The following is a 25,448-nucleotide window of genomic DNA, read 5'->3' as shown; positions in this document are numbered from 1 at the left end:
CTGCCGGCTCCCCGCTCACGCCCACGACCTCGCGACCAGTACGCAGGCGTCGTCACGTCGTACACCGGCGTCGCGGAGCAGGGTCGCCGCCATGACCAGCGGAGATCGCTCCGCCAGGCCCGGGTAGTCGGTCATCCGCCACCGGTCGACCACCCCGTCGCTGTGCATCACCAGCCGGGCGCCGGGACCGAACGGGTAGTCGTACTCCCGGATCGTCGGCCGTTGGTGGCCGGCGATGCCGGGCAGTGACACCAGCCCTCGACGGCGGCCGTCACCCTCGACGACCACGCCGGAGATGTTGCCCAGGCCGGCGTAGTGCAGCACGCCGGCCTCCGGTATCAGCTCGCCGACGGCGAGCGCGGCGCCCCGGGTGTGCGACATGCTTCGGTGCAGGTGACCGACCACCGTCGCCGGTGGGCCGGCCGGGGCGTCGCGGAACGCGGCCAAGGCGGCGTCGGTGGCGGCCCCGGCCAGCGGGCCGTGCCCCAACCCGTCGCTGACCAGCACCTGGTGCCGCCCGTCGACGACCCGCACGGCGTAGCCGTCGCCGCTGATCGTCTCGCCGGTCAGCGGTCGGGTGAGAGCGCCGGCCCAGGACGGCCGAGCCGGCTCGGCCGGCCAGACCTGCACGGCGAGGACGGTGCCCCGGCCCGGCAGCGAGTATCCGTCGAACCAGCTGGCCTGCCGGACGATGGCGCCCAGACCGATGCCGAGCGTGCCGGTGGTGGAGTGCCCGTCCTGGGACGAGACGGTCAGGTCGGCCATGCCGGGCCCGGAGTCGATGGCGATCAGCTCCACCCCGGCCTGCCCGGCTCGGCGTACCGGCCGGAGCAGCAGGACACCGTCGTCGGCGTGCTTGACCAGGTTGCTGGTCAGCTCGGCGGCGACGATGGCCAGGTCGGCGATGCGCGCCTCGCCCATCTCCACCTGCGCGCCGAGGCGTTCGGCGGCACGCCGCACGGCACTCGCGGCGCTGCTGGCCTCCACCCGGAACCAGATGCCACTGTCGGTGACCGCGTCGGCGTTCACCTGGACCACTTGGTGACCGTGATCCGCGTGCCGGTTTCCGCTGACGTCTCGATCTGGAACTCGTCGACCAGGCGTCGTGATCCACTGAGCCCGAGGCCGAGGCCACCGCCGCTGGTGTAGCCGTCGGTCATCGCCAGGTTCAGGTCGGCGATGCCGGGCCCGGAGTCGGCGAACACGATCTGCACGCCCTTGCGTCGGCCGTTGTCCACGACAGTCACCTCGACCGAACCGCCGCCGCCGTACACCAGGGTGTTGCGGGCCAACTCGCTCGCAGCGGTGACCACCTTGGTCTGGTCGACGAGGGACAGCTTGCTGGCCACCGCCACGGCGCGGACCAGCTGCCGGACGCGCACCACGTCCTCGTCGCTGCGGACCGACTGCGCCTGTGGCTGGCCCAGGTCGATGCCCGCGGTCACGGCGTGGCCGTCTCGGCGTCCGGATCGTCGTCGAGCTGGTGGTCGAGCTCGTCGGCGTGGGCCGCCGCGATCAGCTCCATGCCGCGCTCCACGTTCAGCGCGGTACGGATGCCGTTCAGCGACAGCCCGAGTTCGACAAGGGTGATGGCGACGGCCGGACGCATGCCGACCACCACCGTCTCCGCGTCCAGCACCTTGGAGATCGACGCGATGGTGGAGAGCATCCGCCCGACGAAGGAGTCGACGATGTCCAGCGCGGTGATGTCGATGATGACGCCGTGGCAGCCGGTGTCAACGATCCGCTCGGCCAGGTCCTCCTGGAGCTGGACCGCCGTCTGGTCGGACATGTCGAGCTGAATGGAGACGAGCAGAATGTCGCCGATCTTGAGGATCGGTACGCGTTCCATCAGACGGCCCGACGCGGCTGGCGGCGGGCGGTCTCCACCCCGGTGAGTCGCAGCACGTGGCGCAGCGCGTCGGCGAGGCTCGCCTTGGTGGCGATGTCGCCGAACTCGATGCCGAGCGCCACGATGGTCTGTGCGATCTGCGGACGGATGCCGGAGATGATGCAGTCGGCGCCCATCAGCCGGGCGGCCACCACGGTCTTCAGGATGTGCTGGGCGACCTGGGTGTCCACCGCCGGTACGCCGGTGATGTCGATGATCGCGTACGGCGAGCCGGTGTCGACGAGGGTCTGGAGCAGCCGCTCCATGACGACCTGGGCCCGGGCCGAGTCGAGGGTGCCGACCAGCGGCACGGCGACGACGCCCTCCCAGAGCTTGACCACCGGCGTGGAGAGCTCGAGCAACTGCTCGGCCTGATCGGCGATCAGGCTCTCCCGGGTCCGGACGAAGCTCTCGAAGGTGAACAGGCCCATCTCGTCGACCAGCTTCGAGAAGGCGACGTAGTCCTCGAGCGCGTTCGGGCCACCGGCCTCCTGCACCAACTCGGCCAGCACGTCCTTCAGCGCGAAGACGCTGACCGTGGTCTCGGTGGCGGAGAAGCCCTGCCGGGCCCGCCCACGGGACAGCTCGGAGAGCGCGGCACGCAGCTCGGCGGCGCCGTCGGCGGCCAGGTCGATGGTGCCCTGCTGGCCCGTGGCGACGATGGCGCGGTGCAGGTCCTGGACCTGTCGGCGCAGCTCCGCCTGGCTCAGCCGGCCTCGCAACGAACTGGTGACGATCTCGGTCCACCGAGTCGTGACCCGTTCGTCCTGCCCGCTCAGCAGCGCGGCGAGCCGACCACTTTCTTCGGTGCTCAACGCCATTTCGAACCCCCTTGACCTGGACCGGGCGGACTCTATCACCGGGGCCTGACCAACTACTTGCCCCGTAGCAACGGAATGACGATGGCCACCGGATCACGGCTCCCGTTCTACCTCCGACCATGGTCGTGGGATACCGTTCCCCCGATAACAGGAGGTCTGGCGAATGTCGTTGACGGTGCACACGGAACAACGCGGCGACGTGGTCGTCGTGGCGGTCGCGGGCGAGCTTGACATGGCCACTGCACCGCAGCTGCAGGACCAGATCACCGACCTGCTCGACAAGGGCCGCAACCGGCTGGTGTTCGACCTGGCGGACGTCTCGTTCTGCGACTCGACCGGTCTGTCGGTCTTCGTCCGCGCCAAGAACAGTTGCGACGAGGCTGGCGGCGTGGTCCGGTTGGCCGCCCCGCAGCGCGGCGTGCTGCGCATCCTCGAGGTGAGCGGGCTGGTCGAGGTGCTGCACACCTACCCGACGGTGGATGAGGCAGTCGCCGGCGAATCGACGCCGGCTTCCTCCTGACCGTCGGCGTGCGTCACTCGTCCTCGACGTAACGGGGACGAGCGATCGCCATACCCGCCGTCGTCTGCACGGCCAGGGCGCCCAGCAGGAACCCGATCGGCGCGGTCCAGCCGCCGGTGGCCTCGTAGAGGATGCCGACCATCAGTGGGCCGAGGGCGGCGATCACGTACCCGGTGCTCTGCGCGAACGCGGAGAGCGCGACAGTGCCCTCGGCGGTGCGGGCGCGGAGACCGATGGCGGTCAGGATCATCGGGAACGCGCCCTGACCGATCGCCAGCAGGGCGACCCAGAGCAACGCGGCACCGTGCGGTGCGAGCGCCAACCCCAGGTAGGCCAGTGCCGACGCGGTGGTCAGCCCGAGCACCAGCGGTCGCAGGCTGCCGAGCCGACCGGCCAGGGTAGGCATCAGCAGCGCGATCGGCACGCCGAGCGCGGTCACCCCGGCGAGCAGTAGCCCGGCCGACTCCGGCTGGTAACCGGCGTCGCGGAACAGCTGGGCCAACCAGCCCATGATCGCGTACCCGCTGAGCGACTGCGCCCCGAAGTAGACGGCCATCGCCCAGCCGAGCCGGGTCCGCGCCGGCCGGACCCGCGTCGGCGTGGCGACGACCGCCGTCGGGGTCGCCCGCCGCGCCGCGGCGCGGGTCCGCAGCGCCAGCGGCACCCACGGGAGTACGGCCACCGCGGCCATCGCGGCCCAGACGCCGAGCCCGGCCCGCCACGACCCGAAGGCGTGCGCGATCGGCACCGCGGAGGCGGCGGCCACAGTCGTGCCCACTGTCAACGCCATCGTGTACGCCCCGGTGACCAGGCCGGTGCGGTGCGGGAAGTGCTGCTTGACGAGCATCGGCAGCAGGATGTTGGCGACCGCGATGCCGGACAGCGCCAGCGCGCTGGTGAGCACGAAGATCAAGGCCGAGTCGGTGACGACCCGGAGTACCTGGCCGACGGCGAGGGCGAACATGGCGACCACCAGCACCCGGGCCGGTGCCACCCGGCGGACCAGCCACGGGGTGAGCGCGCCGAGGCCGGCGAACGCGATGGTCGGCAGGGTGGTGACCAGGCCGGCGGTGACGCCGGAGAGGCCCAGTCCGTCGCGGACCTCGTCGAGCAGCGCCCCGAGGCTCGTCACCACGGCGCGCAGGTTGAGCGCGACCAGCAGCATCCCGACCAGCACCAGCGCGCCACCGGTCGCCGGGTGCGTCCGCCTGCCGGTGCCGGGGTCCCGCGTCGGGCGAGGGCCGGGGACGGCGACGGGGGCGGGGGCGGGCAGCGCCGGAGCGGCGGTTGGTGGCGGGGTCATGGCCTCTAACCTACAATCATGGGATGAATCTGGGACCGGTGATGTAACCAGTGCCACCGTCGGTTGATTTCCCCTCCGCGCCGCCGGCGTCGCCCAGCGGCCAGCCCGCCGTGCCGCCCCGCGGCCACCGGGTCCGGCAGACCACCGAGCAACTCCGCGCCCGGATCCTCGGCGGCGAGTGGCCCGTCGGCGGGCGCATCCCCACCGAGCCGCAACTGGTCGCCGCACTGGGCGTCGGGCGCAACACGGTCCGCGAGGCGGTCCGCGCCCTGGTCCACGCCGGGGTGCTGGAGTGCCGGCAGGGCTCCGGCACCTACGTGGTGTCCACCGACGAACTGGCACCGGTGGTCGCCCGCCGACTCGGCGACGACCGGATGACCGAGGTCATCGAGGTACGCCGCGCCTTCGAGGTGGAGGCCGCCCGGCTCGCCGCGTTGCGGCGTACCCCGGAGGACCTGGCGGCGCTCGACGGCGCGCTCGCCCAGCGCGAGGCCGCCTGGCACGGCGGCCGGGTCGACGCGTTCGTCGAGGCCGACGCGGCACTGCACACGGCGGTGGTCGCCGCGGCGCACAACACCATGCTCGCCGAGCTGTACGCCTCGGTGGGCACCGCCCTGCGCAGCACTGTCGCCCAGGCCATGGGCGGGGAGCTCACCCCCGAGCGCTACGTCGACCACACCCGGTTGGTCGAGGCGATCCGGGCCGGCGATCCCGGCCGGGCGGCGCTCGAAGCCGGCGCTTTTCTGGAACCCGCCGAACGGGCATAGGTTGTGCCCGACAGAAAAGCGGACACCTCGGGAGTACGAATGCTCAAGGGCTTCAAAGACTTCATCATGCGCGGCAACGTCGTCGACCTGGCGGTCGGCATCGTGATCGGCGCCGCGTTCACCGGCGTGGTCACCCAACTCACCAAGTCGTTCCTCGAACCACTGATCAAGGCAGTCGGCGGGGGCACTGGCCTGTCGGCCGGAAGGTGGGAGATCACCAAGGACAACTACATGGACTGGGCGGGGTTCATCAACGCCCTGATCACCTTCCTGCTCACCGCGGCGGTGCTCTACTTCTTCGTGGTGTTCCCGATGAACAAGCTGGCCGAGCGGCGCAAGCGGGGCGAGGAGCCGCCGCCCTCGGCGCCGAGCGAGGAGGTCAAGCTGCTCACCGAGATCCGGGACGCCCTGGTCTCCGCCGGCCACACCACCCCCGGCCAGCAGCGTGGGGCGCTGGACGACGTGCTGGGCCGCCGCCCGGAGCCGCCGACGCAGCGCTGACCCGAACGGATGCACATCGGCCCCTGCGGGATTCCCGCAGGGGCCGCATCTTCTCGTACGTGTGTTCGATAGAGTCCCGCCATGGAGCAGCGAAAGCACTGGTGGAACGGGAAGTGGGGGCGGCTGGCCCGGCGGGACGTCTTCCTGCGGGTGGACGCCGACCGGTGGCACGTCGAGCAGCGGGCCGGCGGCGCCGAGGGCATCTCCCGTTTCTACGAGTACGGCAGTGCTGACGAGGCCGAGGACACCGTCCGGGCGCTGCTCGACGGACCGGACACCTGGCGGGAGCTGTCCCCTCGCCCGCCCGGCGGCTGGACCCTCCCGAACAGCTGAGTGAGCGGAACACCGCGCACGGGCGCGAGGGTGCCGTGTGCTGGGCGCCGTGTGTGCTGCGTGCCGCTGGTGCCGCGGTCCGCCGCCTGCCACCTTGCGCGGGCCGTAGAGGCGGCATTGCTTTCGACAGTGATGACTCTGAAGCATAAATATGCCTCAGAGTCATCACGCTCTCCGGGCCATCGCCTCCGGGCCATCGCCGCCAGGCCATCGCCTCGGGGCCGTCGCCGCCAGGCCCACCGCCGCCGCAGTTGCTGAGCGCCCAGCGGGTGGGCGGCGGCGTTTAGCGGCGCGCCGCCCTGGGAACCGCAGCGGGATGGACCAGCAGGACGAGCAGCAGGCGACCATCTCGCGGATCACCACCGGGATGCCGGTGATCGACTCAGCTGGCACCGAGGTCGGCACCGTGGACCTCGTCCAGCGGGGTGACCCGAACGCGGTGACCGTCCAGACACCGACCGCCGACCCGGGCAGCAGCCTGGACGAGCTGATCGAGGCGACCGCTGTCGAGGAGCCGGACGTGCCGGCCGATCTGGCGGCGCGGCTGCTGCACAGCGGCTATCTGAAGGTCTCGACCGACCTGACCCGTACCGGCGCGGTCTACGTACCGGCCGACCGGATCGGGTCGGTGGCCGATGGCCGGGTCCTCCTGGCAGTCGGGGTGGCCGACCTGCCGCCCGAGGAGTGACCCCACCACCCTGATCGACTCGGCTTCACGGAAATCGGGGCGTCCAGAGCCTCGGGACAGCCCGACTTCATGAAACCCGAGTGGATCTTCCCTGCGCGGCAGGATCGGGCTGATCAGGCGGGCCGGGCTGATCAGGCGCGGCGGGTTGGTCGGGCGCGGCGGGTTGGTCGGGCGCGGCGGGTTGGTCGGGCGCTGGGGGGGCGGGTTGGCGGCGGCGGAAGAGCAGCAGCATCAGGCAGCCCGCGACCAGGCCCCAGAACGCGCCGCCCACGCCGATCAGCGTCACCCCGGACGCGGTCACCACGAAGGTGACCACTGCGGCCTCGCGGGTCGCCGGGTCGGTCACCGCCGAGGCGAGCGCTGTGGCGAGGGCGCCCAGTAGCGCCAGCCCGGCGACCGCCTCGATGAGGATCGGTGGGGCGACCGCCACCAGCGTGGTGGCCACGCCGGCGCCGAGGCCGAGCACGGCCAGCCCAGCGCCTGCGGTGACCGAGGCGATCCATCGGCGCTCCGGGTCGGGGTGCGCGTCGGGGCCGGCGGCCAGCGCGGCGGTGATCGCCGCGAGGTTCACCGCGTGCCCGCCGGCCGGGGCGGCGAGCAGACTGGCCAGGCCGGTGGTCCGCAGCGCGGCGCCGAACGGCGGCCGGTAGCCGTAGCCGCCCAGCACCGCCATGCCGGGTACGTTCTGCGCGGCCATGGTGACCAGGAACAGCGGCAGGGCCAACCCGACCAGTGCTGACGCGTTCCAGGCCGGCGCGGTCAGCGTGACCGATGGGATCAGCGCGGCACCGGTCAGGCCGGTCGGCGGTGCTGTCAGTGCGATCGCCGCCACGGCCACCACCAGCGCACCGGGCACCGCCCAGCGTCGGGCGAACCGGTGCAGCAGCAGCCAACCGACCACCACCGATCCGGCCACCACCGGCAGCTCGACAAGCGCGCGGACCGGGGCGGTGCACAGCGGCAGCAGCACCCCGGCGAGCATCGCGCCGGCCACCGGCTTGGGGATGGCGGCCACCGCACGGCCGAGCGGCGGGAACAACCCGGCCGCGACGATCAGCACACCGGAGACGAGGAAGGCGCCCACTGCTACCGGCCATCCGCCCGGCGGCGGCCCGGTCGCCACCAGCAGCGCCGCGCCCGGAGTGGACCAGGCCACGCTCATCGGTATCCGGTACCGCCAGCCAAGCCAGGCGGCGGCGAGCCCACTGGCCACGCAGAGAGCGAGCAGGCCGGAGGCGGCCTGCGCGTCCGACGCGCCCGCCGCTCGGAGCCCGGCCAGCACGACTGTGAACGAGCTGGCGAAGCCCACCAGCGCGGTCACCACCCCCGCAAGCACCGGTTGCACGCGTCCGGCCACGCCATCCTCCCGACTGTTCCGTTTACGGAACGGAAGCGTGTAGCACGATAGCCGGGTGCCGCACCCACCACCAGCCCCGCGCCCGGGCCTCGACGTGGATCCCGCCGTCGTCGGGCGCCGGGTCCGCGCCCTACGCGAGGAGCAGGGGATCTCGCTGTCCACACTCGCCCGGCTCGCCGGTGTCGGAAAGGCCACCCTCTCCGGCCTGGAGCACGGCACCCGCAACCCGACCCTGGAGACGCTCTGGGCGGTCACCGCGCAGCTCGGCGTACCGCTGACGGCGGTGCTGGCGGAGCCGGCCGCCGGGCCCACAGTGCACGGCACCGCGGTCACCGCGACCCTGCTTGAGGTCTTCACCGACACCGACGCGACCTACGAGCTGTACCGGATGCGGGTCGCCCCCGGCCCCGGCCAGCTCTCCCCCGCCCACCCGGCAGGGGTAACCGAGCACGTCACCGTCTTCGCCGGGGTGTTGCGCGCCGGGCCGGCCGACGCACCGCTGACCGCCCCGGCCGGCGGTCACCTCCGCTGGGTGTCGGACGTGCCACACAGCTACGCGGCGGTGGGTGACGAGGAGGTTGCCGCGAGCCTGCTGCTGCGCTATCCGCGCCGCGGAGACCCCACCGATCGGTCACGGACCGTCGGCCTCGTCGACGAAAATCGCAATCATTTCTCGACCTAGGTAGGAGGCGTAGAGACGAATGCGGGTTGTTCTTGGCAAGCTTGACCCCATGACGCTGATCCTCCGCTCGGTCATCCTCAACGACATCGGCTTGGTGCGCACCAACAACGAGGACTCCGCCCTCGCCGGTGACCGCCTGATCGCCGTCGCCGACGGCATGGGCGGGCTGCCTGCGGGCGAGGTGGCGAGCGAGATCGTGATCCGGATCCTGGACGAGCTGGCTCCGCCCACCGACCCCGACGGCGCCGCCGACGCGCTGCGTGCCGTGGTCAGCACCGCCAACCAGCGCATCCACGCCGCCATCACCGTCGACCCGAGCCGGGACGGCATGGGTACGACGCTCACGGCGGCGCTGCTGGCCGGGGAGACGCTGGTGCTGGCCCAGGTGGGCGACTCCCGCTGCTACCTCCTGCGCGAGGGGGAGCTGACCCAGCTCACCCGGGACGACACGTTCGTACAGGCGCTCGTCGACCAGGGCACCCTCTCTCCCGAGCAGGCCCGCCACCACCCGCAGCGGTCCCTGGTGACCCGGGCCGTGCAGGGCGCCGACACCCCACCCGCGGTAGGGGTGCTCACAGTGGTCCTCGGTGACCGGCTGCTGCTGTGCAGCGACGGGCTCTCCGACTACGTCGAGGACGAGGCCATCGCCGCCGCCCTGGGCATGTACGCCGACCGCCAGCAGTGCGGCGAGCAGTTGGTGAAGCTGGCCCACCACGCCGGCGCGCCGGACAACGTCACAGTCGTGGTCTCCGACGTCGTCGCCCGCTGACGCGTACGGCTCACTCCGCGGCTCACCCGAACCGACTGGTTCGGGTACCGCTGCCACAGTAGGTGGTTGTGCCATCTAGCTAGCGCCGCTACTGTCCGACGCGTGGATTCCGACCGGCGCGGGCAGTGGCTGCGGGGGGTGCTCGACATCTGCGTCCTGGCCCTGCTGTCCAATGGCGAGTCCTACGGCTACCAGCTCGCCCAGGCGCTCGACGCGGCCGGCGTCGGGCCGATCCAGGGCGGCACGCTCTATCCGGTGCTGCTGCGCCTCCAGAAGACCGGCCTGGTGACCGCGCAGTGGCGGGAGGGCAGCGCCGGGCCGGCCCGCAAGTACTACCGGCTCACCGACGACGGGCATTCGGCGCTCCGCGCCGGCGGCAGCGCCTGGCTCACCTTCGTCCGGCCGGTGAACGACATCGTCACGAAGGGGGTCACCCGGTGAACGCCGACGATTGGCTGCGTACGCTCACAGCCGAGCTGCACCAGCGCCGGGTCGCAGCGGATGCCGCACGGCACGTGGTCGCCGAGGCCGCCACGCACCTACGCGAGGGCGGCGGCGACCCCTGGGTCGTCTTCGGCCCACCCCAGCAGTACGCGGGTGCCGTCGTGGAGAGCATCGGCACCGCGCCCGGACCGCGCCCCGGCCCGGTCCGGTTGCACGCCGCGGGCATCACCAAGAGGTACGGACGGCGAACCGTGCTGCGCGACGCCACGCTGACCGTCCGGGCTGGACAGATCGCCGCAGTCGTCGGCGCGAACGGCTGCGGCAAGAGCACCTTCCTCCGGATCTGCGCCGGACTCATGTCACCGGACGCCGGTGAGGTGACAGTCTCCGGGCGGCTCGGCTACTGCCCGCAGTCCGGCGGCACCTCCGACTTCCTGCTCGCCGACGAGCACTTCGTGCTGATCGGCGCCGGCCAGGATGTGGCCCGGGGCCCGGCCCGCCGCGCCGGTCGGGCGGCGGCCCGGCAGCTCGGTTGGGAGGCGGGCGGGGACGTGCAGGCCCGCCACCTCTCCGGCGGCACCCGACAGAAGCTCAACCTGACCATGTCCACGCTCAGTGCCCCCGACGTGCTGCTGCTCGACGAGCCGTACCAGGGCTTCGACCAGGGCACGTACGTCAACTTCTGGGACCAGCTCAGCAGGTTGCGCGACGCCGGCACCGCCATCGTCGTGGTGACCCACCTGCTCAACCAACTCGACCGGGTGGACATCGTGCTCGACCTGACCCCGGCACACGAGACCGGGTGGCACGCGCCCGGCATCCAGGGAGGCCGCCCGTGAACCGGCTCGTCACCGTCGCCGAGATGACACTGCGGGAGTTGCTGCGGCGTCGAGGCGTACTCCTGCTGTTGTTGTTGATGCCGTTGACCTTCTACCTGATCCGGCGGGACGCCTACCTCGGGCAGTCGGTTCGCTCGCTGCTGCTCGGCGTGGGCTGGGCGGTGAGCACCGCCGCGCTGTTCGCCACGACCGCGGCTCGCGAGTTGGAGCCGAGGCTGCGGCTGGCCGGCTACCGCCCACACCACCTCTACCTCGGTCGGATGCTCGGCCTGTGGACGGTGGGGCTGGTCATCTCCGTACCCTTCTTCCTGCTCCCGATGATCGACGGCGCGGACCTGCGGTACGGCGGCCTGGCGGCGGCGCTGCTCTGTTCCGTCGCGGTGGCGGCGCCGTTCGGGATGCTGATCGGTGCGCTGCTGCCCCGCGAGCTGGAGGGCACGCTGCTGCTGCTCACAGTGGTGACGGTGCAGATGCTGATCGACCCGGCCGGGTCCGGGGCGAGGTTGACGCCGTTCTGGTCGAGCCGGGAGATCGCCACCTGGACTGTCGACAACACCGACCAGGGCTATCTCTTCCGTGGCCTGCTGCACGGGCTCGTCGTCACCGCCCTGCTGGCCCTGGGCGTGGCCGCGGTGGCCAGCGTCCGCCTGCGCCGCCGTCGCCACCTGCGGCACCTGCCGGTCGGCTGACCGCCGCACCGGCTGCGGATCGGGCCAATCCGGTTGCTGCGACCCGCGCGCCGGGTTGAGATGGGCGAATGACCATCCGCCGGGTGACCGACGACGACCGTCTCACCACCAGCTTCCCGCTGGCCGCGTACGCCTTCGAGTCCTCGCCGCTCAGCGCTGCACGGACCGCCGAGTTCCGCGACTACCTGCCCTACAACCAGGGCAACCGGACGCTGATCGCCGAGGAGGACGGCACCACGTTGGCAGCCGTCTCGGCCATCCCGATGCGACAGAACCTGCGCGGGGTGGTGCTGCCGATGGCAGGTGTCGCCGGGGTGGCGACCCATCCGCTGGCCCGCCGGCAGGGTCACGTCCGGACGTTGCTGCACCAACTCCTCGACGAGATGCGCGACGAGGGCCATCCGCTCAGCGCGCTCTATCCGTTCCGGCCCAGCTTCTACGCCCGGTTCGGCTACGTCGGGCTGCCCAAGCCGCGCCGGGTCACCTTCACCCCGGCCAACCTGGGTTCGCTGCTCCGGGCGGACCTGCCCGGCGAGGTCGGCTGGGAACGCGTCGCCGCCGGCTATCCGGCGTGGCGGGCGTTCACCGAGCGCAACCTCCAGGAACGGCACGGCTTCGCGATCTTTCCGGACCACCGGGCGGTCGGTTTGCGTGACCGGGACGAGTACTGGCTGCTCACCGCCCGGGTCGACGGGGAGGTCACCGGCGCGGTGACGTACCGGATCGACGAACACGGCGGCACGCTGCACGGCAACGAGCTGCTTGTCACCGACCCGCTCGCGCGGACGCTGCTGTTGCAGTTCTTCGCCCGGCACGTCGACCAGATCGAGCGGATCACCGTTCAGGTTCCGCCGGACGAATTGCCCGAGCTGTGGCTGACCGACCTGGACGTGCACGTCGAGGCCCGGACGTCCGTGCCGGGTTCGTCCGCGCCGATGGCCCGGCTGCTGTCACTGGACGCGTTGAGCGGGCTGCCCGCCGGCCCGGGCCGGGTGCGGATCGAGCTGACCGGTGACCGCTGGCTGGCCGGCACCCACCTGCTCGACGGCACTACCGGGGCGCTGGAGCTGGTCGACGACACCACCGGCCGCGCGCCGACCGCCACGCTCACCGCCGCCGGGCTCTCCGCCCTCGCGTACGGGGTGCTGGACCCGGCCGAGCTGCCGCTACGCGGTCTGGGTGAGGTGCCGGTGGACGCCGTCACGGAGCTGCGCGGCCTCTTCCCCCGCCGAGTGCCGTACCTCTTCGCCGACTTCTGAGCCCGGTTTGCCGACTTCTGAGCCCGGTTTGCCGCCGGGGACCCACCACGCCGCAGCCGGCGGGCGGCGGGCGGCGGGCGGCGGGCGGCGGGCGGCGGGCGTGGCTTAGCGGTGCATTAAGCCGGCCCGGCGGATTCGTCGCGACGCCGTCGCGGCTCCTAGCATCACGGGGTGCGCATGACGTCGCTTGCCGCTCTCCTCGTCCTCGGTGTCGCCACCGCGGCCCTGCCCGCCTGCGCGTCCAACGACCCGGCTCCCGCCTTCGAGGCCGGCTCGACCGCCTCGCCGACGGCGCTGCCCACCGGTGGTCAGAGCGAAGCGCCGGGGGCGCGGGACGGCCTCGGCGGCCCGGGGGCCAGCGCCAGCCCAAAGCCCGCCAACAAGGTGCTCGCCGCCGGCAACCCGAACGGCACTGCCACAGTGCCGGCCGAGGCGCGGGCGGTGAACACCTCGAAGCCGACCCGGACCATCGGCACCGGCACCCCGGCGAGCTGCACCTCCGCGGCGGTCGTGAAGGCCGTCGCGGCCGGCGGTGTCATCACGTTCAACTGTGGACCGGCCCCGGTGACGATCAAGATGGCCGCCACCGCGAAGGTCCGCAACGCCAACGGGCCGAAGATCGTGTTGGACGGCGGCGGCAAGATCACGTTGAGCGGCCAGGGGCAGCGCCGCATCCTCTACATGAACACCTGCGACGAGGCCCAGGGCTTCACCACCTCGCACTGCCAGAACCAGGATCACCCGCAACTCACCGTGCAGAATCTGACCTTCGCCGACGGCAACTCCACAGGTGAGAAGGTCGAGGGCGGCGGCGGCGGGGCGATCTTCGTACGCGGTGGGCGGTTGAAGGTGGTCAACTCGCGCTTCGTCCGCAACCGCTGCGACCGCACCGGCCCCGACCTGGGTGGCGCGGCCGTCCGGGTGCTGAGCCAGTACGAGAACAAGCCGGTGTACGTGGTGGGCAGCACCTTCGACGGCGGTTCCTGCTCCAACGGAGGGGCACTGAGCAGCATCGGCGTGTCGTGGGTGGTGCTGAACAGCCTGCTCAGGAACAACGAGGCGATCGGCAGCGGTGCCAACCCGGCCAAGTCCGGCACGCCCGGCGGCGGCAGCGGCGGCGCGATCTACTGCGACGGCAACGAGTTCACAGTGCGGATCGCCGGCACGATCATCGAGAACAACACTGCCAACGAGGGTGGCGGCGCTGTCTTCTTCGTGAGCAACAACCGCACCGGCACGATGAAGATCGAAAACTCGACCCTGCGCCGCAATCCCAGCGCCAAGTTCGAGACCCGCGGCTTCCCCGGCATCTTCTTCCTGGGCGCCCGCAACCCCACAGTCACCAACTCCAAGCTCTCCTAACCCGCCCGCGCCCCCGCGCGCCCGCGCCCGCGCCCCCGCGCGCCCGCGCCCGCGCCCGCGCCCCCTCCGGCCCGCGCCGGTGATCAAGAGGTTTCGGTCATCAGGGCGGCGTTTTCTGACCGAAAGCTCTTGATCAACAAGCTGGGGTGGGTCAGTAGGGGTTTCCTTGGCCTGGGGGGCGGGCGCGGAGGAGGGCGGCGGGGCGGCCGGGCAGGTCCCGTGCGCCAGACATCGGCGGGCTTGTCGTGTGGTCGCCGTCGGCCATTCCGGCGAAGAGTTCCTTGAGCGCCGTCAGTGCACTGATCTTGGGATGCCAGCCCAGCTCGGTCTCCGCACGCTCGCTGGACATCAGCGGGGCGTTCAGACCCAGCTCCACCCAGCCCGCGTCTACCGGTTGCAGCCGCGCCCGCCAGGTCAGCGCCGCCGCCGCCCGCAGCACCGGCGCGGCGACCGGCACCGTCCAACCATGGAAGTGCCGGGCCACCAGCTCCGGAGTGAGCACCGGGTCCGCGGCGACGTTGAAGGCGCCGCGCGCATCACCCAGCACCGCCCGGGCGTACGCGTCAGCCACGTCATCGGCGTGCACCGCCTGCATCCGCAACCGGCGGTTCGTCGGCACCAACGGGATCCGGCCGAAGCGCAGCAGCCGCACCGGCGCCAACGGGCCGAGGAAGTAACGCGTGATCTCCGCACCGGCGGCCCGCTGGAAGATCAACCCGGGCCGCATCCGTACCACCCGCAGCGTCGGGTGATCCCGTTCGACCTCGTTCAGCAGAGCCTCCACCTCCGCCTTGTGCTCGCTGTACGACGAACCGGGCACGCCGGTGGCGGGCCACCGCTCACTGATCGGGTGATCCTTCGGGCCGGGCGCGTAGGTGCCGACCGACGAGGCGTACACCAGGGCCGGAACACCGGCCTGGACCACCGCGTTGATCACCGCCCGGCTGCCCTCGACGTTGGTCCGGCGCAGCACCCGCTGGTCGTGGCTGGGCTGGATCTGCCAGGCCAGGTGCACTACAGCGTCCGCACCCGCGAACACCTCGGCGAGCTGCCCGGCCGCGCCCGGCGCGCCGATGTCGCAGGAGTGCCACTCCACCTGGTCGTACGGCTCGCCGGCATCCGGGCCGGGCAACCGTCTTACTACCCCGGCCAGCTCCACGCCCCGCTCCCGGCGCAGCCGCCGCAGCACCGCTGTACCGACGTTGCCGCTCGCCCCCACCACCACGATCCGCATGTCCGACCCCGTACCCGCCCAGCAGCAGCTCAACCACCCACCAGCGCGGCGGAGGGCCTGCGGCGGGCGCGTCTTGATCCACTCGACTTCCTGAAAGTCGCGGCATCCGCGCGCTCAGGACACCTTGACTTCCGGGATCCCGAGTCGATCACGGCCGAGGTGACTCCCGTACCCAGCCGTGCTTCTCCTTGCCCCGCCTACCAGCGATGGCGGCCAGGCAGCGCGGGCAGATCCAGCCCACCGCATCCGCCACGGTGAGCACGTCGGTACCCGAGTAGTCGAAAGGTACGTGCGGGAAGCGACGCAGTCGGGTACGGCTCAGCGCCAGGCCACAGACCGTCTGGTTCTGGCCGGGCAACCAGGCGTGCACCTCGCCGCGCGGCTGGCGTACGCCGTCACGCCCGACCTCCTCCCCGGAGGCCGCCACGGCAGGCAAGCGGCTCGATCCCATGCCGGTCCTGGTTCCCCATCGGCCCCCACCCATGCGCCGCCGAACGAGGCCGGCTTGATCCACCCCAATCACCGACCCCGCCGCATCGCTGATCCTGCCGAAGTCAGGCCCCTGTCATCGCAGTCGAGCGGTGCCCGCAGGTCGGACAGACGTCGTCGAGCACTCGTCGACGTACGGTCTGGTGTCGGGCGGCCTGGCCGGCGAGGGCCGCTGCCAGCAGCGCCGCGCCGACAAGAAGGATCGACCCGGCTGTGACGGCATAGGCCGTCGGGGCGGGCCCGCCGCCGCTGGTACCCCAGGTCGCCTGGCTGAGCTGGTCGGCGCCGAACAGGCCGGCCGGGGCGGCAACCAGCAGGGTCGCCCAGAGGCCGGCGTCGTCGGCTCGCAGGGCGCGACCGAGGCCGACGAGCAGGACCAGTGCGAACATCAGCCCACCGGCCATCGCCAGCAGCTCGGGGGTCGAGCCGTACGAGACGAACATGCCCCCGCCGCTCTCAGCTGCGTTCAGTGCCACGGACGCGGCCGTCACACAACCGACCGTGAGCGGCGGCAGGCTACGCACGACCCAACCGGGATGGGAGGGCAGCGCAAGCGTGGCCAGGCCGAGCGCGACGGCGGGGACCAGCACGAACAGCGGCGGCCCAGGTTGGCCGGTGACGGCGGCCACTGGCGGCACGGCGACAGTCAGTAGGAGACCACCGGCCGCGACGGTTCGAGCCCAGGCCCCGGGCAGCGCCGTGGCGGCGAGGCCGACGAGCAGCCAGCCAAGCCAGATCACTGCGCCGAGGGTCTGGAACGGACCAACCGGGTCCAGCCGAGCGAAACGCGGATCTTCGAACTCGACCTGCAGGAGCAGGAAGGCGGAGACCCCGACCAGGGTGTTCAGCGCGGCGGTCGCGGCCAGTGGGAGAGCCGCAACCAGCCCGAGAGCGCCGTACCCGCGCAGTCGCTCCCGGAGCCCGGCGCCGAGCAGATCGACGGCGTCGTGTGGGGATGGCCAGCGCCGCCCCGGATCGACGGTGTCGAGGTACGTCCCGACGATCTCGTCGCCCCGCTCAGCCTGGTAGTCACCCGGGTAGGCCCACAGCAGCCGCCGGTAGCGGGACTCCAGCGGCGACCCGGCCTGTTCCTGCGCGGGATTGGGCTGGTTCATGCCGGGCCTCCGGTCGGTCGAAGGACGCGGTGGGCGGCCGTTCCGGGGATGGTGAGAGGGCCGCGTGAGATGCCGTCGGCGGTGCGGGTGCCCGCAGGTCGGGCACCTAACCGCTGCGTGGCGGCCTCGACGTTGCGGCGCAGCCGTTCGGTCTCGCCGGTGAGCACGGACCGGCCCGCTTCGGTGAGCCGGTAGTAGCGGCGCAACCGTCCCTCGACGACCTCCTCGTGGGCCCGCTCGACCAGCCCTTCGTCGGTGAGGCGGTCGAGTGCGCCGTAGAGGGTGCCGGGCCGCAGCGCCAGCCGCCCATCGGAGAGGGCCGCGACGTCGCTGACGATGCCGTAGCCGTGCATGGATTCCCGGGCAAGGGCAGTCAGGATCAAGAAGGTGGGTTCCCGCAGTGGCGTGGGTGTGGCCATGACGCCAATATATCGGTGATGAAGCTATACCGGTGACGAAGCGATGCAGAAGTTTGCCGGAGGCGTCGAGGCCGGCTGCGGACGCGAGCCACCTCGCCAGTTGGTCATCCCGGCGGGCCGCTCGGCCTTGCACCAGCAACGGCGGCAGTCCAACGCCCACACCGTCGTGGGCGTAGATCAGCATCGCTCCTCTGGCCCGGGGGCGGACATCAGCCGGGGCGCAGACCGTCGGGTAACCTGAGCGCGCGGGCCGCTAGCTCAATGGCAGAGCTGTGGACTTTTAATCCATAGGTTCAGGGTTCGAGTCCCTGGCGGCCCACTCCGTTCCAGCTCAGCGGCCCTGTGTAGGGCCGCTGTCTTTGTCAGCACGACTCGTACAGCAGCGAAGTACAGCAGTAGCGCTCTACCGGTCCAGTGCTCTGCCGAGCCGCTTGAGCACGTTGCGGGTGGCTAGCTTGGCGCTTCGGCGTCATCCACATGGAGTACACATGCCCAACGTGGTCCTCATCGCCGGGCCGGTAGTCGACCTGGCTTCCGCTGCGTGGGCTCTGGCAGACGCCATCGGCCTACAGGTTGTCAGCGCAGGCAACGTCCTCCGCGGTCACGTGCAGCAGCAGACTCCGTTGAGCAAAGAGGCGAGCCGGTATATGCAGGCCGGACATCTTGTCCCGGATGAGCTAATGGTCAAAGCCATCGCTGACGCCCTAACCAACGCCGACGGTGGCTGGGTGCTGTACAACTTCCCTCGCAACATCCGCCAAGCTGAGTTGCAGACGCAGAGCGGCCATGTCCCCGACGCAGTGATCGAAGTTGTCCTTACGGAGGATCAACTCCGCCTCGCCGCGCAGCGCTGGGTGGAACGTCAGATAGACCTGGACTCTCAGCAAGCCGAGCGACGCCAGGAACTCTTGCTGATGTACTCGCATTCACAGGAGACCTACCGAGAGCAGGTCGAGCCGTTGCGCGCCTATTACCGGGCCCATGGCCTGTGGCAAGCCGTCAGTGGCTTCGGCGACTTCGAGGACGTAGCAGCCAGGCTGATCCCAATCGCCTCTGCCAGTAAACGCCACTCCTGATATCGCGCAGGTAGGCCGGCCGCCGGGCGACGTGGGAGGAATTTCCTCACATCTATCAAGGCGGCCCTGGACGTGCCGCACGCGCCGCCGTTTGGGCGCGCGTCCGTCGCTCCGACTCCGGCCACGCAACACGCCCGGCGGCTGGCCGGAAGCGGTCAGCCCATGGGGCCGGCAGCCGGCCGGGCCGCGCGGTCACGAGCCCGCGGCATAGTGCAGCGCACGCCGGCTGCGTCGGCGAGCTGGTGGCGGGTAGCGGGGTTGCGGTTACTTCGCCTCCGGCGGGGCGCTCGGGCTCCAGGATGGTCGGGGGTCCGTCGGCGGGTCACGGCGCGGCCGTGACGTGTCCGCCTAGCTGATCACCGAGCAAGCCGGTCGGTGATGACGCCGCCGCCCATCTTGACTACCGGACTTCCGTCGAGACCGGGTCGAGGAAGAAGAGGCACTGGGCGGATTTGAACTCGCCTACCTCGGCGACGAAGCGGAACTTGTCGCCTTCGCCGACGGTGGCGGGGATCTGCTTGCCGGTCAGTTTCAGGTCGAGGATGTTGACGTCCTCGTACTTGAAGGCCGGGCCGACTGCCGTGTTCGGGCCCTTGTCGCCTGGGCCCAGGAGGAAGTCGTAGCGGGTGTCGTAGTCACCGTGGGGCACCATGTTCACGATCGAGCCGTTGAACGCGACCGTCTTGCCCTCGTGCCTGGTCGCGAAGGCCAGGTTCGCGTCGTCGCAACTGTCCGCCTTCAGCAGCGCGGCGAACTCCGGGTTGTTCTGGGGCGTGATCACCTCAGTGGCAGCCGACTCGACAGCGGTCGGAGCCGGCGTAGCAGACGGTTTCTCACTCACAGCAGCCGTCGACTTGTCTGACTCGTCCTTCTTTTCGTCTCCGCCGCTGAGTGCAGAGGCGGCGCCGATGACGACGGCAAGGATCACGAGGACGGCGGCCGCCGCGCCGATCAGGAGCCACGGCTGCGGCTTCTTCGGCCGACGGAAGTCGACTGTGGAGCGCAGCGCGCCTGGGCCTGTCGTACGAGCTCCCAGCCTTCCTTCTGCATCTTCGAGATAACCCAGCCGTCGGTGCCGCGAACTGGCCGTACGGTCTTGAACTCGTACTTGATCTCGTCGGCCATGCGGCTCCGCGCCTCCTAAGTGGACTGCTCACAACAGCGGCCCGGCGCAGCATAGGGGACAGGCACAACTGACACCGGCCGCGTGTAACGCCGGGCTGATCGGTGAAGCCGGATGAGTGGAGATCTTGATCTCCAATGCGGCCTCCACTCTCCTGGAAGGGCCGTCACCTGCGACGTGAGGAACCTATGCGCCCTCGCTCCCTTTCCCGCTCGATCCGACGCACCTTCTCCACCTCGCTGGCCACCCTCGCCCTCGTCGGGGGCGCGGCGGCCCTCGCTCCGGCCGACGCGGTGGCGGCCGGGCGACTCCAGCCCGATCTGGTCGTCGATCTGATGATGACCGACGTGCTCAATCCGGCGGAGGGCGAGACCTTCTCCGGCGAGCTGTTCGTGCCGTTCGTCGTGGCCGGCGCGACACCGGGCAGCAGGGTGCCCATCACCACGAGCATCACCCCGCAACGCCGCGAGGCGAACACCGACAACAACACCGAATCCGTCACGGTGGCGATCTCGGGCACGTGCGTCATCCGCGGCAGTGTGTGGCACGGCCTTGACCGGGATGGGCAGCGCGAGGCGGATGAGCCAGCCATCGCCGGTGGCCCGGACGGGGTGTTGGAGGTGAGTCTGTCGAGTCCGCAGCGACAGGCGATTGGCGGTGGCTCGGCCACCGTCAACCCGGACGGAACCTGGTCGATCACCGCCCGCACCGAGCTGCTGTACGAGGTCCGGCTGGAGGCAGCCGCCACGTACGGCCGGACTGTCGCAGACGTGGGTGACGACGCCACGGACTCGGACATCGTGAGGTCGTACCAGTTCGAGCCGACCCTGCTCGTCGCCAGCGCCGAATTCCAGGCCGTGCATGGCGGAGAGTACGTGGTCGACGCCGGCCTCGTCGGCCAGAGCTGAGCCCCTCGCCGCCCGCCCGAGATGTTTCGGGCGGGCGGCGATCCGGACAGACAGCAGCGGCTCCGCCGGAGGGGGTGGTGATGACACCTGGCGCCGGGGGCTGACGTAGATATCCTCTTCAGGTGCTGGCCCGTGTGGAGATCGTTGACATGGGTCCGGCACTGCGAAGGGACTATCGACATGCCCCGTGTGGTACCGGCGGTCATCCGCGCGCTCGACGTCCTCGAACTGTTCCTGGACTGCCCTCAGTTGTCGGCCCGCCAGGTGATGGAGCGACTCGATCTGCCCCGCACGACTGTCCACGAGTTGCTCGTGACGCTCGAGGCTCGCGCGTACCTGATCTCCGTACCGGGTCAGCCTGTGCAGTATCGGCTCGGCATGCCGCTGTTCCAGCTCGGCGCGGCGTTCGCCGGCCGGCTTGATCTGGTACGCGAGGCGCAGGGCGTCGCGCGGGACGTGGCGGCCGCGTGCGACGAGGCGGTCCATGTGGCGGTGCTCGACGGCGCCGATGTCATCTACCTCGTGAAGTTCGACAGCACGCACCCCGTCCGGATGGTTTCCGGGGTCGGGCTGCGGCTGCCCGCACACTGCACGGCCGTCGGCAAGGTACTGCTGTCGGATCTCGATCAGGCGGACCTGGACGGCGTCCTACTGAAGGACCCCCTGCCGGGCATGACGCCGGACAGCATCACCGACCCGGATCTTCTTCGTGAGCATCTGAACCGTGTCCGGGCGGAGGGTGTCGCTGTCGACATCGGCGAGTCGGACACCGCGATGCGCTGTGTCGCTGCGGGGATCCGGGACCATACCGGCGCCATCATCGCTGGGATGAGTCTGTCCGCGCCGAGCATTCGTTGGACGCCTCAGGTGCAGGTGGAGTGGACCGGGCTGGTTCGCGAGGGCGCGGCTGTGTTGTCGGCCCGCATGGGCTACCGGGCGCAATCTCGGTAGGCAACCTCCCGCTTTCGGTTCGAAACAACATCGAAACATTGACATTGCTCATCAAGCTGCCCTAGCGTCGCGACCACTCGATACGGTATATCGAACCTAGTTCGAAATCTCGAACGGCGGTGGTCAGGTGATCCGACCGAACTGGAACGTCAGCGCTACTGCCTCGGCCCGGTCGCCGATCGCCTCAACCTCGTCGCGCTACCCGGAGAGCGCCACCCGACATGTCTCGGGTGGCTCCGACGAAGCGCGCGTGAGCGGACGTCCCACGGTGACGGGCGGGCCCGCTCACCACCGTAGGAACCCACGAACGCACTGATCTCGACGGGCGTCCCTCGGTGGTCGCCGGCAGAAACCAACTGCAACACAAGCATCGCGGTGTTCGCCAGTTAGACCTTCGGCGTGCAGCCGTGCGCGGGCAGAAGAAGGAGGCGGGTGTCCATGGAGGACAAGTCGGGGTGGTCACGGCGGGGCTTTCTGGGGATGGGGGTGGGGGTGCTCGGTGCGGCCGGTCTGGCCGCGTGTGGGGACGGCTCCGAATCGCCCACCAGGGTGCAGCCGGAGGTTCCGCAGGAGCTTATCGACGCCGCGGCGGCGATGAAGGGCTCCTCGATGGGCATGCTGTCGCAGAAGCTGTACTCGACGGCGGCGAACGAAGCCCTCGACAGCTCGATCAAGAAGTTCGCCGACAGCACCGGGACGAAGATCGAGAACAGTCTGGTCCAGGCCGACGCCGGTGACGTGGTGGCCAAGATCGACGCCGAGGTCAAGGGCGGGGTGGCCCGTGACCTGGCGTTCATGACCGACTCGCGGTTCGTCGCGCAGTTCCAGGCGCTGGGCGACCTGGAGGACGTGACGGACGTCGTCAAGGCGCTGACCGCCAAGTACGGCGAACCCTGCGCCGAGGCCAAGAACTTCTGCGTCTTCGACGGCAAGTGGTTCGCCATCCCGTACCACTTCATCGGGATCGGGTCGTTCCTGCGCAAGGACTGGATGCAGGACAAGGGCATCACCCCCAAGGACATCTACAGCTGGGAGGAGCTGCGGGACCTGTGCCTGGAGATCTCCGATCCGACCAAGCGCCGGTTCGGCTGGGGCATGACTGTGAACCGGTCCGGTGACGGCAACGGAATGATCGAGGCGTTGATCAACGCCTACGGCGGGTCGATCGCCGCCAACGACGGCCGGAAGGTCACCTTCAACTCACCGGAGACGGTGCAGGCGGTTACCTTCCTCGGCGACATCTACACCAACCCCAAGTACAAGCCGATGTTGCCACCGGGGATCGCGAGCTGGACCGACACCAGCAACAACGAGAACTGGCTCGCCGGGATCCTCGGTTACACCCGCAACCAGTTCAGCGTCTACGCGGACTCCAGGACCAAGAAGAACCCGGTGCACGAGAACACCCACGTGTTCTCCGACTGCATCGGGCCCGCGACCGACAATCCGCTGCTGCTCGGCCAGTCGCAGGGCTTCGTCGTCTTCAAGGGTGCCAAGAACCCGGCGCTCGCCAAGCTCCTGGCCCAGTACCTGGTCAGCGCGCCCGCGCTGCTCGGGGTGGCGAAGGAAGCACCCGGCCTGGTGATGCCCGCCTGGGAGAAGGTCTGGGACGCCGACCCGTTCTTCACCAGCGGCGACGCGGCGTTCCCCATGCTGCGAAAGATCACTGAACTGAAGCTGCCGCTGAACACGAAGAACGGCCTGGCCTTCCCGCAGAAGGCCAGCGCGGGCCAGCAGGCGGTGGGATCGGCCTACGTCCTCACCGACATGATGCAGCAGGTCGTGCAGGGCACGGCGCCGGCGCAGGCCGTGACGGCCGCCCACGCGAAGATGGTGCAGATCTTCAACCAGCAGGGGCTGCGGCAGTGAGGTCGGTCCGTCCTGCGCGGGTCCCGACGGCGAGGAAATCCCCGCCGTCGGGGCCCGGCTCTCTCACTGCGGTCCAGCGGCGGCTGGGGCGCGACTGGCGACTCGCGGCGCTGTTCCTGGCGCCGATGGCAGTGCTGGTCGGCGGGCTCGTTCTCGTGCCGATCGCCCGGTCGATCATCACCAGCACCACGGAACGGCACGGGCAGGACACCGTCTTCGTCGGCCTGGACAACTATCTCGCGCTCGTCAGCGACGATCAGTTCCACACCGGCGTGGTGAACTCGTTCGTCTTCACCGCGTACGCCGAAATTTTCAAGGTCGTGCTGGGGCTGGCGGCGGCCCTGCTGCTGCATCATCGCCGCCGTGGGCGGGCCGTGCTGGCCGGGCTGCTCCTGGTGCCGTGGGTGGTGCCGACGGTGGTGACGGCGTTCAGTTGGCGCGCGCTGCTCGACCCGATCTTCGGCAGCGTCAACACGCTGCTCACCGCCACCGGGATCGGGCCGCTGCTGGCCAGCGCGCACCTGGTCGACAGTTGGCCTGCGGGCTGGCTGTCCGACCCGTCGCTGGCCATGCCGTCGGTGATCCTCGTCAACGTCTGGAAGGGAGTGCCGTTCTTCACCGTGTGTTTCCTCGCGGGGTTGAAGGCCATCCCGGCGGACCTCTACGAGGCGGCGACCATCGACGGTGCCACGGCGTGGCAGCGGTTCAGAAGCGTGACGCTGCCCGGACTGCGCCACGTGATCACCGTGACGGTGACTCTGTCGTCGATCTGGACGTTCAACAACTTCGACCTGGTCTGGTTGCTGACGCAGGGCGGCCCGGGCGACGTGACAGCGCCGTACGTGCTCATCGCCTATTCGAAGGCCATCCTGCAACTCCAGTACGGCGCGGGCGCGGCGGTCACGCTCGTCATGCTGCCGATCATCGGCGGGCTGGTGTTCGTCCTGGTCCGGTTGTTGCGTCAGGACACCAACATCAAGCTGCCCCGGCGACGCCGGACAGCGCTGTGGATCGGGGCACGGCGGTGGGCTCCGACGGCGCGCAAGGCGCTGCCGTGGGTCATCGCGGCGCTGGTCACCGGCCTGCTGGCCTGGGCATCACCGCAGATCTTCTGGAAGGCGGCGGTGGTCCTCGGCGTGATTCTGCTGATCGCGGCGGGGGTCGGCCGGGTGGTCTCGACCCTCCAGTCCCGAGGTGGTCGCCGTTCGTCGTCGGTGGTGTCGGGCCTGGGTTCCTGGGCTGCGCTGGCCGGCCTGCTCTTCTTCGTGCTGGGCCCGCTGTACTGGATCGCCGTCACGGCCTTCAAGTCCGAGGGCCAGGTCGTCATGCGTACCGACGACCTGTGGCCGACGCCGTGGACCCTTGAGCAGTTCGGCGCCCTGTTCGACAACCAACCGTTCGGCCGCTGGTACCTCAACACCCTGCTGGTGTCCGCGGCGTCGACAGTCGTGGCACTGGTCTGCGCCGCCCTGGCGGGGTACGCCCTGGCCCGGCTGCGGTTCCGCGGGGCGCAGGGCTTCACCGTCACGGTGCTGCTCACCTACGTGATGCCGGGCGCGCTGCTGTTCATCCCGCTGTACCAGATGCTCATCGGCGCCAGGCTCACCGACTCGTTGTGGTCCCTGGTGGTGACGTACCCGACCTTCACGCTGCCGTTCGCCACCTGGCTGCTGGTGGGGTACTTCTCGTCGATTCCCATCGAGCTGGAGGAGGCCGCGTTGGTGGACGGTTGCAGCCGCATCCAGGCGTTCGGCAAGGTGGTGCTGCCGCTGGCCAAGCCAGGGCTGCTGGCGGTTGCGCTCTTCACACTGACCAACGCCTGGAACGAGTTCCTCTTCGCCTTCGTGTTCATCACGAAGGACGAGTACAAGACGCTTCCGGTCGGAATGCAGTCGATGATCGCCGGAGACGTCGTACCGCAGGGACAACTCGCCGCGGCGTCGCTGCTGGTCAGCATCCCCGTGGTGATCATGTACGCCCTCGGGCAGCGCTTCCTGACCGAGGGGCTCACCGCTGGCGCTGTGAAGGGCTGATCGGGG

The 25,448-nt window shown here is 70.4% G+C and carries 29 protein-coding genes and 1 tRNA gene; 18 read left to right on the top strand and 12 right to left on the bottom strand.

Annotated elements, in window-relative coordinates:
• Positions 1-15: 15 nt before the first annotated feature.
• The 4 genes from AB0C19_RS04850 to AB0C19_RS04835 are packed head-to-tail and all read right to left on the bottom strand — an operon-like array spanning position 16 to position 2,712.
• A complete protein-coding gene (locus tag AB0C19_RS04850) occupies positions 16-1,029 on the bottom strand; it encodes a SpoIIE family protein phosphatase (RefSeq protein ID WP_357179536.1) in 1,014 nt (337 codons plus the stop codon).
• Positions 1,026-1,445, bottom strand: coding sequence for an anti-sigma regulatory factor (locus AB0C19_RS04845; RefSeq protein ID WP_357179382.1), 420 nt, complete (start codon positions 1,443-1,445; stop codon positions 1,026-1,028). The genes AB0C19_RS04850 and AB0C19_RS04845 overlap by 4 nt, the downstream gene beginning before the upstream one ends.
• Complete coding sequence (locus tag AB0C19_RS04840; RefSeq protein WP_334508955.1) at positions 1,442-1,852, bottom strand: STAS domain-containing protein; 411 nt, start codon at positions 1,850-1,852, stop codon at positions 1,442-1,444. The genes AB0C19_RS04845 and AB0C19_RS04840 overlap by 4 nt, the downstream gene beginning before the upstream one ends.
• A complete protein-coding gene (locus tag AB0C19_RS04835) occupies positions 1,852-2,712 on the bottom strand; it encodes an STAS domain-containing protein (protein WP_357179379.1) in 861 nt (286 codons plus the stop codon). Before AB0C19_RS04835 ends, AB0C19_RS04840 begins: the two co-directional genes overlap by 1 nt.
• Before the next feature lie 163 nt (positions 2,713-2,875).
• On the opposite strand from AB0C19_RS04835, the gene AB0C19_RS04830 reads away from it, so the two are divergent.
• Positions 2,876-3,232 (top strand): STAS domain-containing protein, encoded by a 357-nt coding sequence (locus tag AB0C19_RS04830; RefSeq protein ID WP_091395791.1) that lies wholly within the window; start codon positions 2,876-2,878, stop codon positions 3,230-3,232.
• Positions 3,233-3,245: 13 nt separating this feature from the next.
• Here AB0C19_RS04830 and AB0C19_RS04825 read toward each other — a convergent pair whose 3' ends face one another.
• Positions 3,246-4,535 (bottom strand): MFS transporter, encoded by a 1,290-nt coding sequence (locus tag AB0C19_RS04825; protein ID WP_357179375.1) that lies wholly within the window; start codon positions 4,533-4,535, stop codon positions 3,246-3,248.
• Positions 4,536-4,585: 50 nt separating this feature from the next.
• On the opposite strand from AB0C19_RS04825, the gene AB0C19_RS04820 reads away from it, so the two are divergent.
• The 4 genes from AB0C19_RS04820 (at position 4,586) to AB0C19_RS04805 (ending at position 6,824) form a co-directional block, all read left to right on the top strand.
• Positions 4,586-5,302: a FadR/GntR family transcriptional regulator gene (locus AB0C19_RS04820; RefSeq protein WP_357179372.1), complete on the top strand. Its 717-nt coding sequence runs from the start codon at positions 4,586-4,588 to the stop codon at positions 5,300-5,302.
• 39 nt (positions 5,303-5,341) lie between these two features.
• On the top strand, positions 5,342-5,803 hold the full coding sequence (mscL, locus tag AB0C19_RS04815; protein ID WP_357179533.1) for a large conductance mechanosensitive channel protein MscL: 462 nt from the start codon (positions 5,342-5,344) through the stop codon (positions 5,801-5,803).
• A gap of 81 nt (positions 5,804-5,884) precedes the next feature.
• Positions 5,885-6,136: a hypothetical protein gene (locus AB0C19_RS04810; protein ID WP_030486188.1), complete on the top strand. Its 252-nt coding sequence runs from the start codon at positions 5,885-5,887 to the stop codon at positions 6,134-6,136.
• 316 nt (positions 6,137-6,452) lie between these two features.
• Positions 6,453-6,824 (top strand): hypothetical protein, encoded by a 372-nt coding sequence (locus tag AB0C19_RS04805; protein WP_091395802.1) that lies wholly within the window; start codon positions 6,453-6,455, stop codon positions 6,822-6,824.
• Between the two features lie 67 nt (positions 6,825-6,891).
• Here AB0C19_RS04805 and AB0C19_RS04800 read toward each other — a convergent pair whose 3' ends face one another.
• Positions 6,892-8,181, bottom strand: coding sequence for a benzoate/H(+) symporter BenE family transporter (locus tag AB0C19_RS04800; RefSeq protein WP_357179367.1), 1,290 nt, complete (start codon positions 8,179-8,181; stop codon positions 6,892-6,894).
• Positions 8,182-8,236: 55 nt separating this feature from the next.
• Here AB0C19_RS04800 and AB0C19_RS04795 point away from each other — a divergent pair, with 55 nt between their 5' ends.
• From AB0C19_RS04795 to AB0C19_RS04765, 7 genes are all read left to right on the top strand, one after another.
• On the top strand, positions 8,237-8,863 hold the full coding sequence (locus AB0C19_RS04795) for an XRE family transcriptional regulator (RefSeq protein ID WP_357179364.1): 627 nt from the start codon (positions 8,237-8,239) through the stop codon (positions 8,861-8,863).
• A 49-nt stretch (positions 8,864-8,912) separates the two neighbouring features.
• Positions 8,913-9,632 carry a protein phosphatase 2C domain-containing protein gene (locus AB0C19_RS04790; protein WP_357179360.1) on the top strand — a complete coding sequence of 240 codons (720 nt, stop codon included), beginning with the start codon at positions 8,913-8,915 and terminating at the stop codon, positions 9,630-9,632.
• A 102-nt stretch (positions 9,633-9,734) separates the two neighbouring features.
• Entirely contained in the window at positions 9,735-10,073 is a 339-nt protein-coding gene (locus AB0C19_RS04785) for a PadR family transcriptional regulator (RefSeq protein ID WP_357179357.1), read from the top strand.
• On the top strand, positions 10,070-10,915 hold the full coding sequence (locus AB0C19_RS04780; protein ID WP_357179352.1) for an ATP-binding cassette domain-containing protein: 846 nt from the start codon (positions 10,070-10,072) through the stop codon (positions 10,913-10,915). Before AB0C19_RS04785 ends, AB0C19_RS04780 begins: the two co-directional genes overlap by 4 nt.
• Positions 10,912-11,604 carry a hypothetical protein gene (locus AB0C19_RS04775; protein ID WP_357179349.1) on the top strand — a complete coding sequence of 231 codons (693 nt, stop codon included), beginning with the start codon at positions 10,912-10,914 and terminating at the stop codon, positions 11,602-11,604. The genes AB0C19_RS04780 and AB0C19_RS04775 overlap by 4 nt, the downstream gene beginning before the upstream one ends.
• A 68-nt stretch (positions 11,605-11,672) precedes the next feature.
• Entirely contained in the window at positions 11,673-12,863 is a 1,191-nt protein-coding gene (locus AB0C19_RS04770) for a GNAT family N-acetyltransferase (protein WP_357179346.1), read from the top strand.
• A 177-nt stretch (positions 12,864-13,040) separates the two neighbouring features.
• Entirely contained in the window at positions 13,041-14,225 is a 1,185-nt protein-coding gene (locus AB0C19_RS04765; protein WP_357179529.1) for a hypothetical protein, read from the top strand.
• 151 nt (positions 14,226-14,376) lie between these two features.
• Here the strand turns inward: AB0C19_RS04765 and AB0C19_RS04760 are convergent, their stop codons facing one another.
• From AB0C19_RS04760 to AB0C19_RS04745, 4 genes are all read right to left on the bottom strand, one after another.
• Entirely contained in the window at positions 14,377-15,459 is a 1,083-nt protein-coding gene (locus AB0C19_RS04760; protein ID WP_357179342.1) for an NAD-dependent epimerase/dehydratase family protein, read from the bottom strand.
• 148 nt (positions 15,460-15,607) lie between these two features.
• Positions 15,608-15,910 (bottom strand): hypothetical protein, encoded by a 303-nt coding sequence (locus tag AB0C19_RS04755; RefSeq protein WP_357179340.1) that lies wholly within the window; start codon positions 15,908-15,910, stop codon positions 15,608-15,610.
• 103 nt (positions 15,911-16,013) lie between these two features.
• Positions 16,014-17,063: a GlsB/YeaQ/YmgE family stress response membrane protein gene (locus AB0C19_RS04750; RefSeq protein WP_357179337.1), complete on the bottom strand. Its 1,050-nt coding sequence runs from the start codon at positions 17,061-17,063 to the stop codon at positions 16,014-16,016.
• Positions 17,060-17,482 (bottom strand): helix-turn-helix transcriptional regulator, encoded by a 423-nt coding sequence (locus tag AB0C19_RS04745; RefSeq protein ID WP_357179334.1) that lies wholly within the window; start codon positions 17,480-17,482, stop codon positions 17,060-17,062. The genes AB0C19_RS04750 and AB0C19_RS04745 overlap by 4 nt, the downstream gene beginning before the upstream one ends.
• A 247-nt stretch (positions 17,483-17,729) precedes the next feature.
• On the opposite strand from AB0C19_RS04745, the gene AB0C19_RS04740 reads away from it, so the two are divergent.
• Both AB0C19_RS04740 and AB0C19_RS04735 read left to right on the top strand, forming a co-directional pair.
• A tRNA-Lys gene (locus tag AB0C19_RS04740) sits at positions 17,730-17,801 on the top strand.
• 169 nt (positions 17,802-17,970) lie between these two features.
• A complete protein-coding gene (locus AB0C19_RS04735) occupies positions 17,971-18,558 on the top strand; it encodes a nucleoside monophosphate kinase (RefSeq protein WP_357179331.1) in 588 nt (195 codons plus the stop codon).
• A 400-nt stretch (positions 18,559-18,958) separates the two neighbouring features.
• Here AB0C19_RS04735 and AB0C19_RS04730 read toward each other — a convergent pair whose 3' ends face one another.
• Both AB0C19_RS04730 and AB0C19_RS04725 read right to left on the bottom strand, forming a co-directional pair.
• On the bottom strand, positions 18,959-19,339 hold the full coding sequence (locus AB0C19_RS04730) for a DUF4839 domain-containing protein (protein WP_357179328.1): 381 nt from the start codon (positions 19,337-19,339) through the stop codon (positions 18,959-18,961).
• A 170-nt stretch (positions 19,340-19,509) separates the two neighbouring features.
• A complete protein-coding gene (locus tag AB0C19_RS04725) occupies positions 19,510-19,683 on the bottom strand; it encodes a hypothetical protein (RefSeq protein WP_357179325.1) in 174 nt (57 codons plus the stop codon).
• Positions 19,684-19,869: 186 nt separating this feature from the next.
• Between AB0C19_RS04725 and AB0C19_RS04720 the strand changes: the two genes are divergently transcribed.
• From AB0C19_RS04720 to AB0C19_RS04705, 4 genes are all read left to right on the top strand, one after another.
• Positions 19,870-20,589, top strand: a complete 720-nt coding sequence (locus tag AB0C19_RS04720; protein WP_357179322.1) for an SdrD B-like domain-containing protein — start codon at positions 19,870-19,872, stop codon at positions 20,587-20,589.
• 144 nt (positions 20,590-20,733) lie between these two features.
• A complete protein-coding gene (locus tag AB0C19_RS04715) occupies positions 20,734-21,540 on the top strand; it encodes an IclR family transcriptional regulator (protein WP_357179319.1) in 807 nt (268 codons plus the stop codon).
• Positions 21,541-21,978: 438 nt separating this feature from the next.
• On the top strand, positions 21,979-23,409 hold the full coding sequence (locus tag AB0C19_RS04710) for an extracellular solute-binding protein (protein ID WP_357179316.1): 1,431 nt from the start codon (positions 21,979-21,981) through the stop codon (positions 23,407-23,409).
• Positions 23,410-23,534: 125 nt separating this feature from the next.
• Positions 23,535-25,442 (top strand): ABC transporter permease subunit, encoded by a 1,908-nt coding sequence (locus AB0C19_RS04705; protein ID WP_357179313.1) that lies wholly within the window; start codon positions 23,535-23,537, stop codon positions 25,440-25,442.
• The last annotated feature ends 6 nt before the right edge of the window (positions 25,443-25,448 follow it).

The sequence above is a fragment of the Micromonospora sp. NPDC048842 genome, assembly GCF_040649935.1.
Classification (GTDB): Bacteria; Actinomycetota; Actinomycetes; order Mycobacteriales; family Micromonosporaceae; genus Micromonospora; species Micromonospora hortensis.
Note: the sequence above shows the minus strand (reverse complement) of the source record. Positions and strands in the feature narration are given on the sequence as shown.

Coding starts and splice junctions, on each gene's coding strand:
- AB0C19_RS04840 (WP_334508955.1), bottom strand. CDS start 1,852: ATGGAACGCGTACCGATCCTCAAGATCGGCGACATTCTGCTCGTCTCC.
- AB0C19_RS04835 (WP_357179379.1), bottom strand. CDS start 2,712: ATGGCGTTGAGCACCGAAGAAAGTGGTCGGCTCGCCGCGCTGCTGAGC.
- AB0C19_RS04830 (WP_091395791.1), top strand. CDS start 2,876: ATGTCGTTGACGGTGCACACGGAACAACGCGGCGACGTGGTCGTCGTG.
- AB0C19_RS04825 (WP_357179375.1), bottom strand. CDS start 4,535: ATGACCCCGCCACCAACCGCCGCTCCGGCGCTGCCCGCCCCCGCCCCC.
- mscL (WP_357179533.1), top strand. CDS start 5,342: ATGCTCAAGGGCTTCAAAGACTTCATCATGCGCGGCAACGTCGTCGAC.
- AB0C19_RS04810 (WP_030486188.1), top strand. CDS start 5,885: ATGGAGCAGCGAAAGCACTGGTGGAACGGGAAGTGGGGGCGGCTGGCC.
- AB0C19_RS04805 (WP_091395802.1), top strand. CDS start 6,453: ATGGACCAGCAGGACGAGCAGCAGGCGACCATCTCGCGGATCACCACC.
- AB0C19_RS04790 (WP_357179360.1), top strand. CDS start 8,913: ATGACGCTGATCCTCCGCTCGGTCATCCTCAACGACATCGGCTTGGTG.
- AB0C19_RS04770 (WP_357179346.1), top strand. CDS start 11,673: ATGACCATCCGCCGGGTGACCGACGACGACCGTCTCACCACCAGCTTC.
- AB0C19_RS04765 (WP_357179529.1), top strand. CDS start 13,041: ATGACGTCGCTTGCCGCTCTCCTCGTCCTCGGTGTCGCCACCGCGGCC.
- AB0C19_RS04760 (WP_357179342.1), bottom strand. CDS start 15,459: ATGCGGATCGTGGTGGTGGGGGCGAGCGGCAACGTCGGTACAGCGGTG.
- AB0C19_RS04755 (WP_357179340.1), bottom strand. CDS start 15,910: ATGGGATCGAGCCGCTTGCCTGCCGTGGCGGCCTCCGGGGAGGAGGTC.
- AB0C19_RS04750 (WP_357179337.1), bottom strand. CDS start 17,063: ATGAACCAGCCCAATCCCGCGCAGGAACAGGCCGGGTCGCCGCTGGAG.
- AB0C19_RS04745 (WP_357179334.1), bottom strand. CDS start 17,482: ATGGCCACACCCACGCCACTGCGGGAACCCACCTTCTTGATCCTGACT.
- AB0C19_RS04735 (WP_357179331.1), top strand. CDS start 17,971: ATGCCCAACGTGGTCCTCATCGCCGGGCCGGTAGTCGACCTGGCTTCC.
- AB0C19_RS04725 (WP_357179325.1), bottom strand. CDS start 19,683: ATGGCCGACGAGATCAAGTACGAGTTCAAGACCGTACGGCCAGTTCGC.
- AB0C19_RS04720 (WP_357179322.1), top strand. CDS start 19,870: ATGCGCCCTCGCTCCCTTTCCCGCTCGATCCGACGCACCTTCTCCACC.
- AB0C19_RS04710 (WP_357179316.1), top strand. CDS start 21,979: ATGGAGGACAAGTCGGGGTGGTCACGGCGGGGCTTTCTGGGGATGGGG.
- AB0C19_RS04705 (WP_357179313.1), top strand. CDS start 23,535: ATGGCAGTGCTGGTCGGCGGGCTCGTTCTCGTGCCGATCGCCCGGTCG.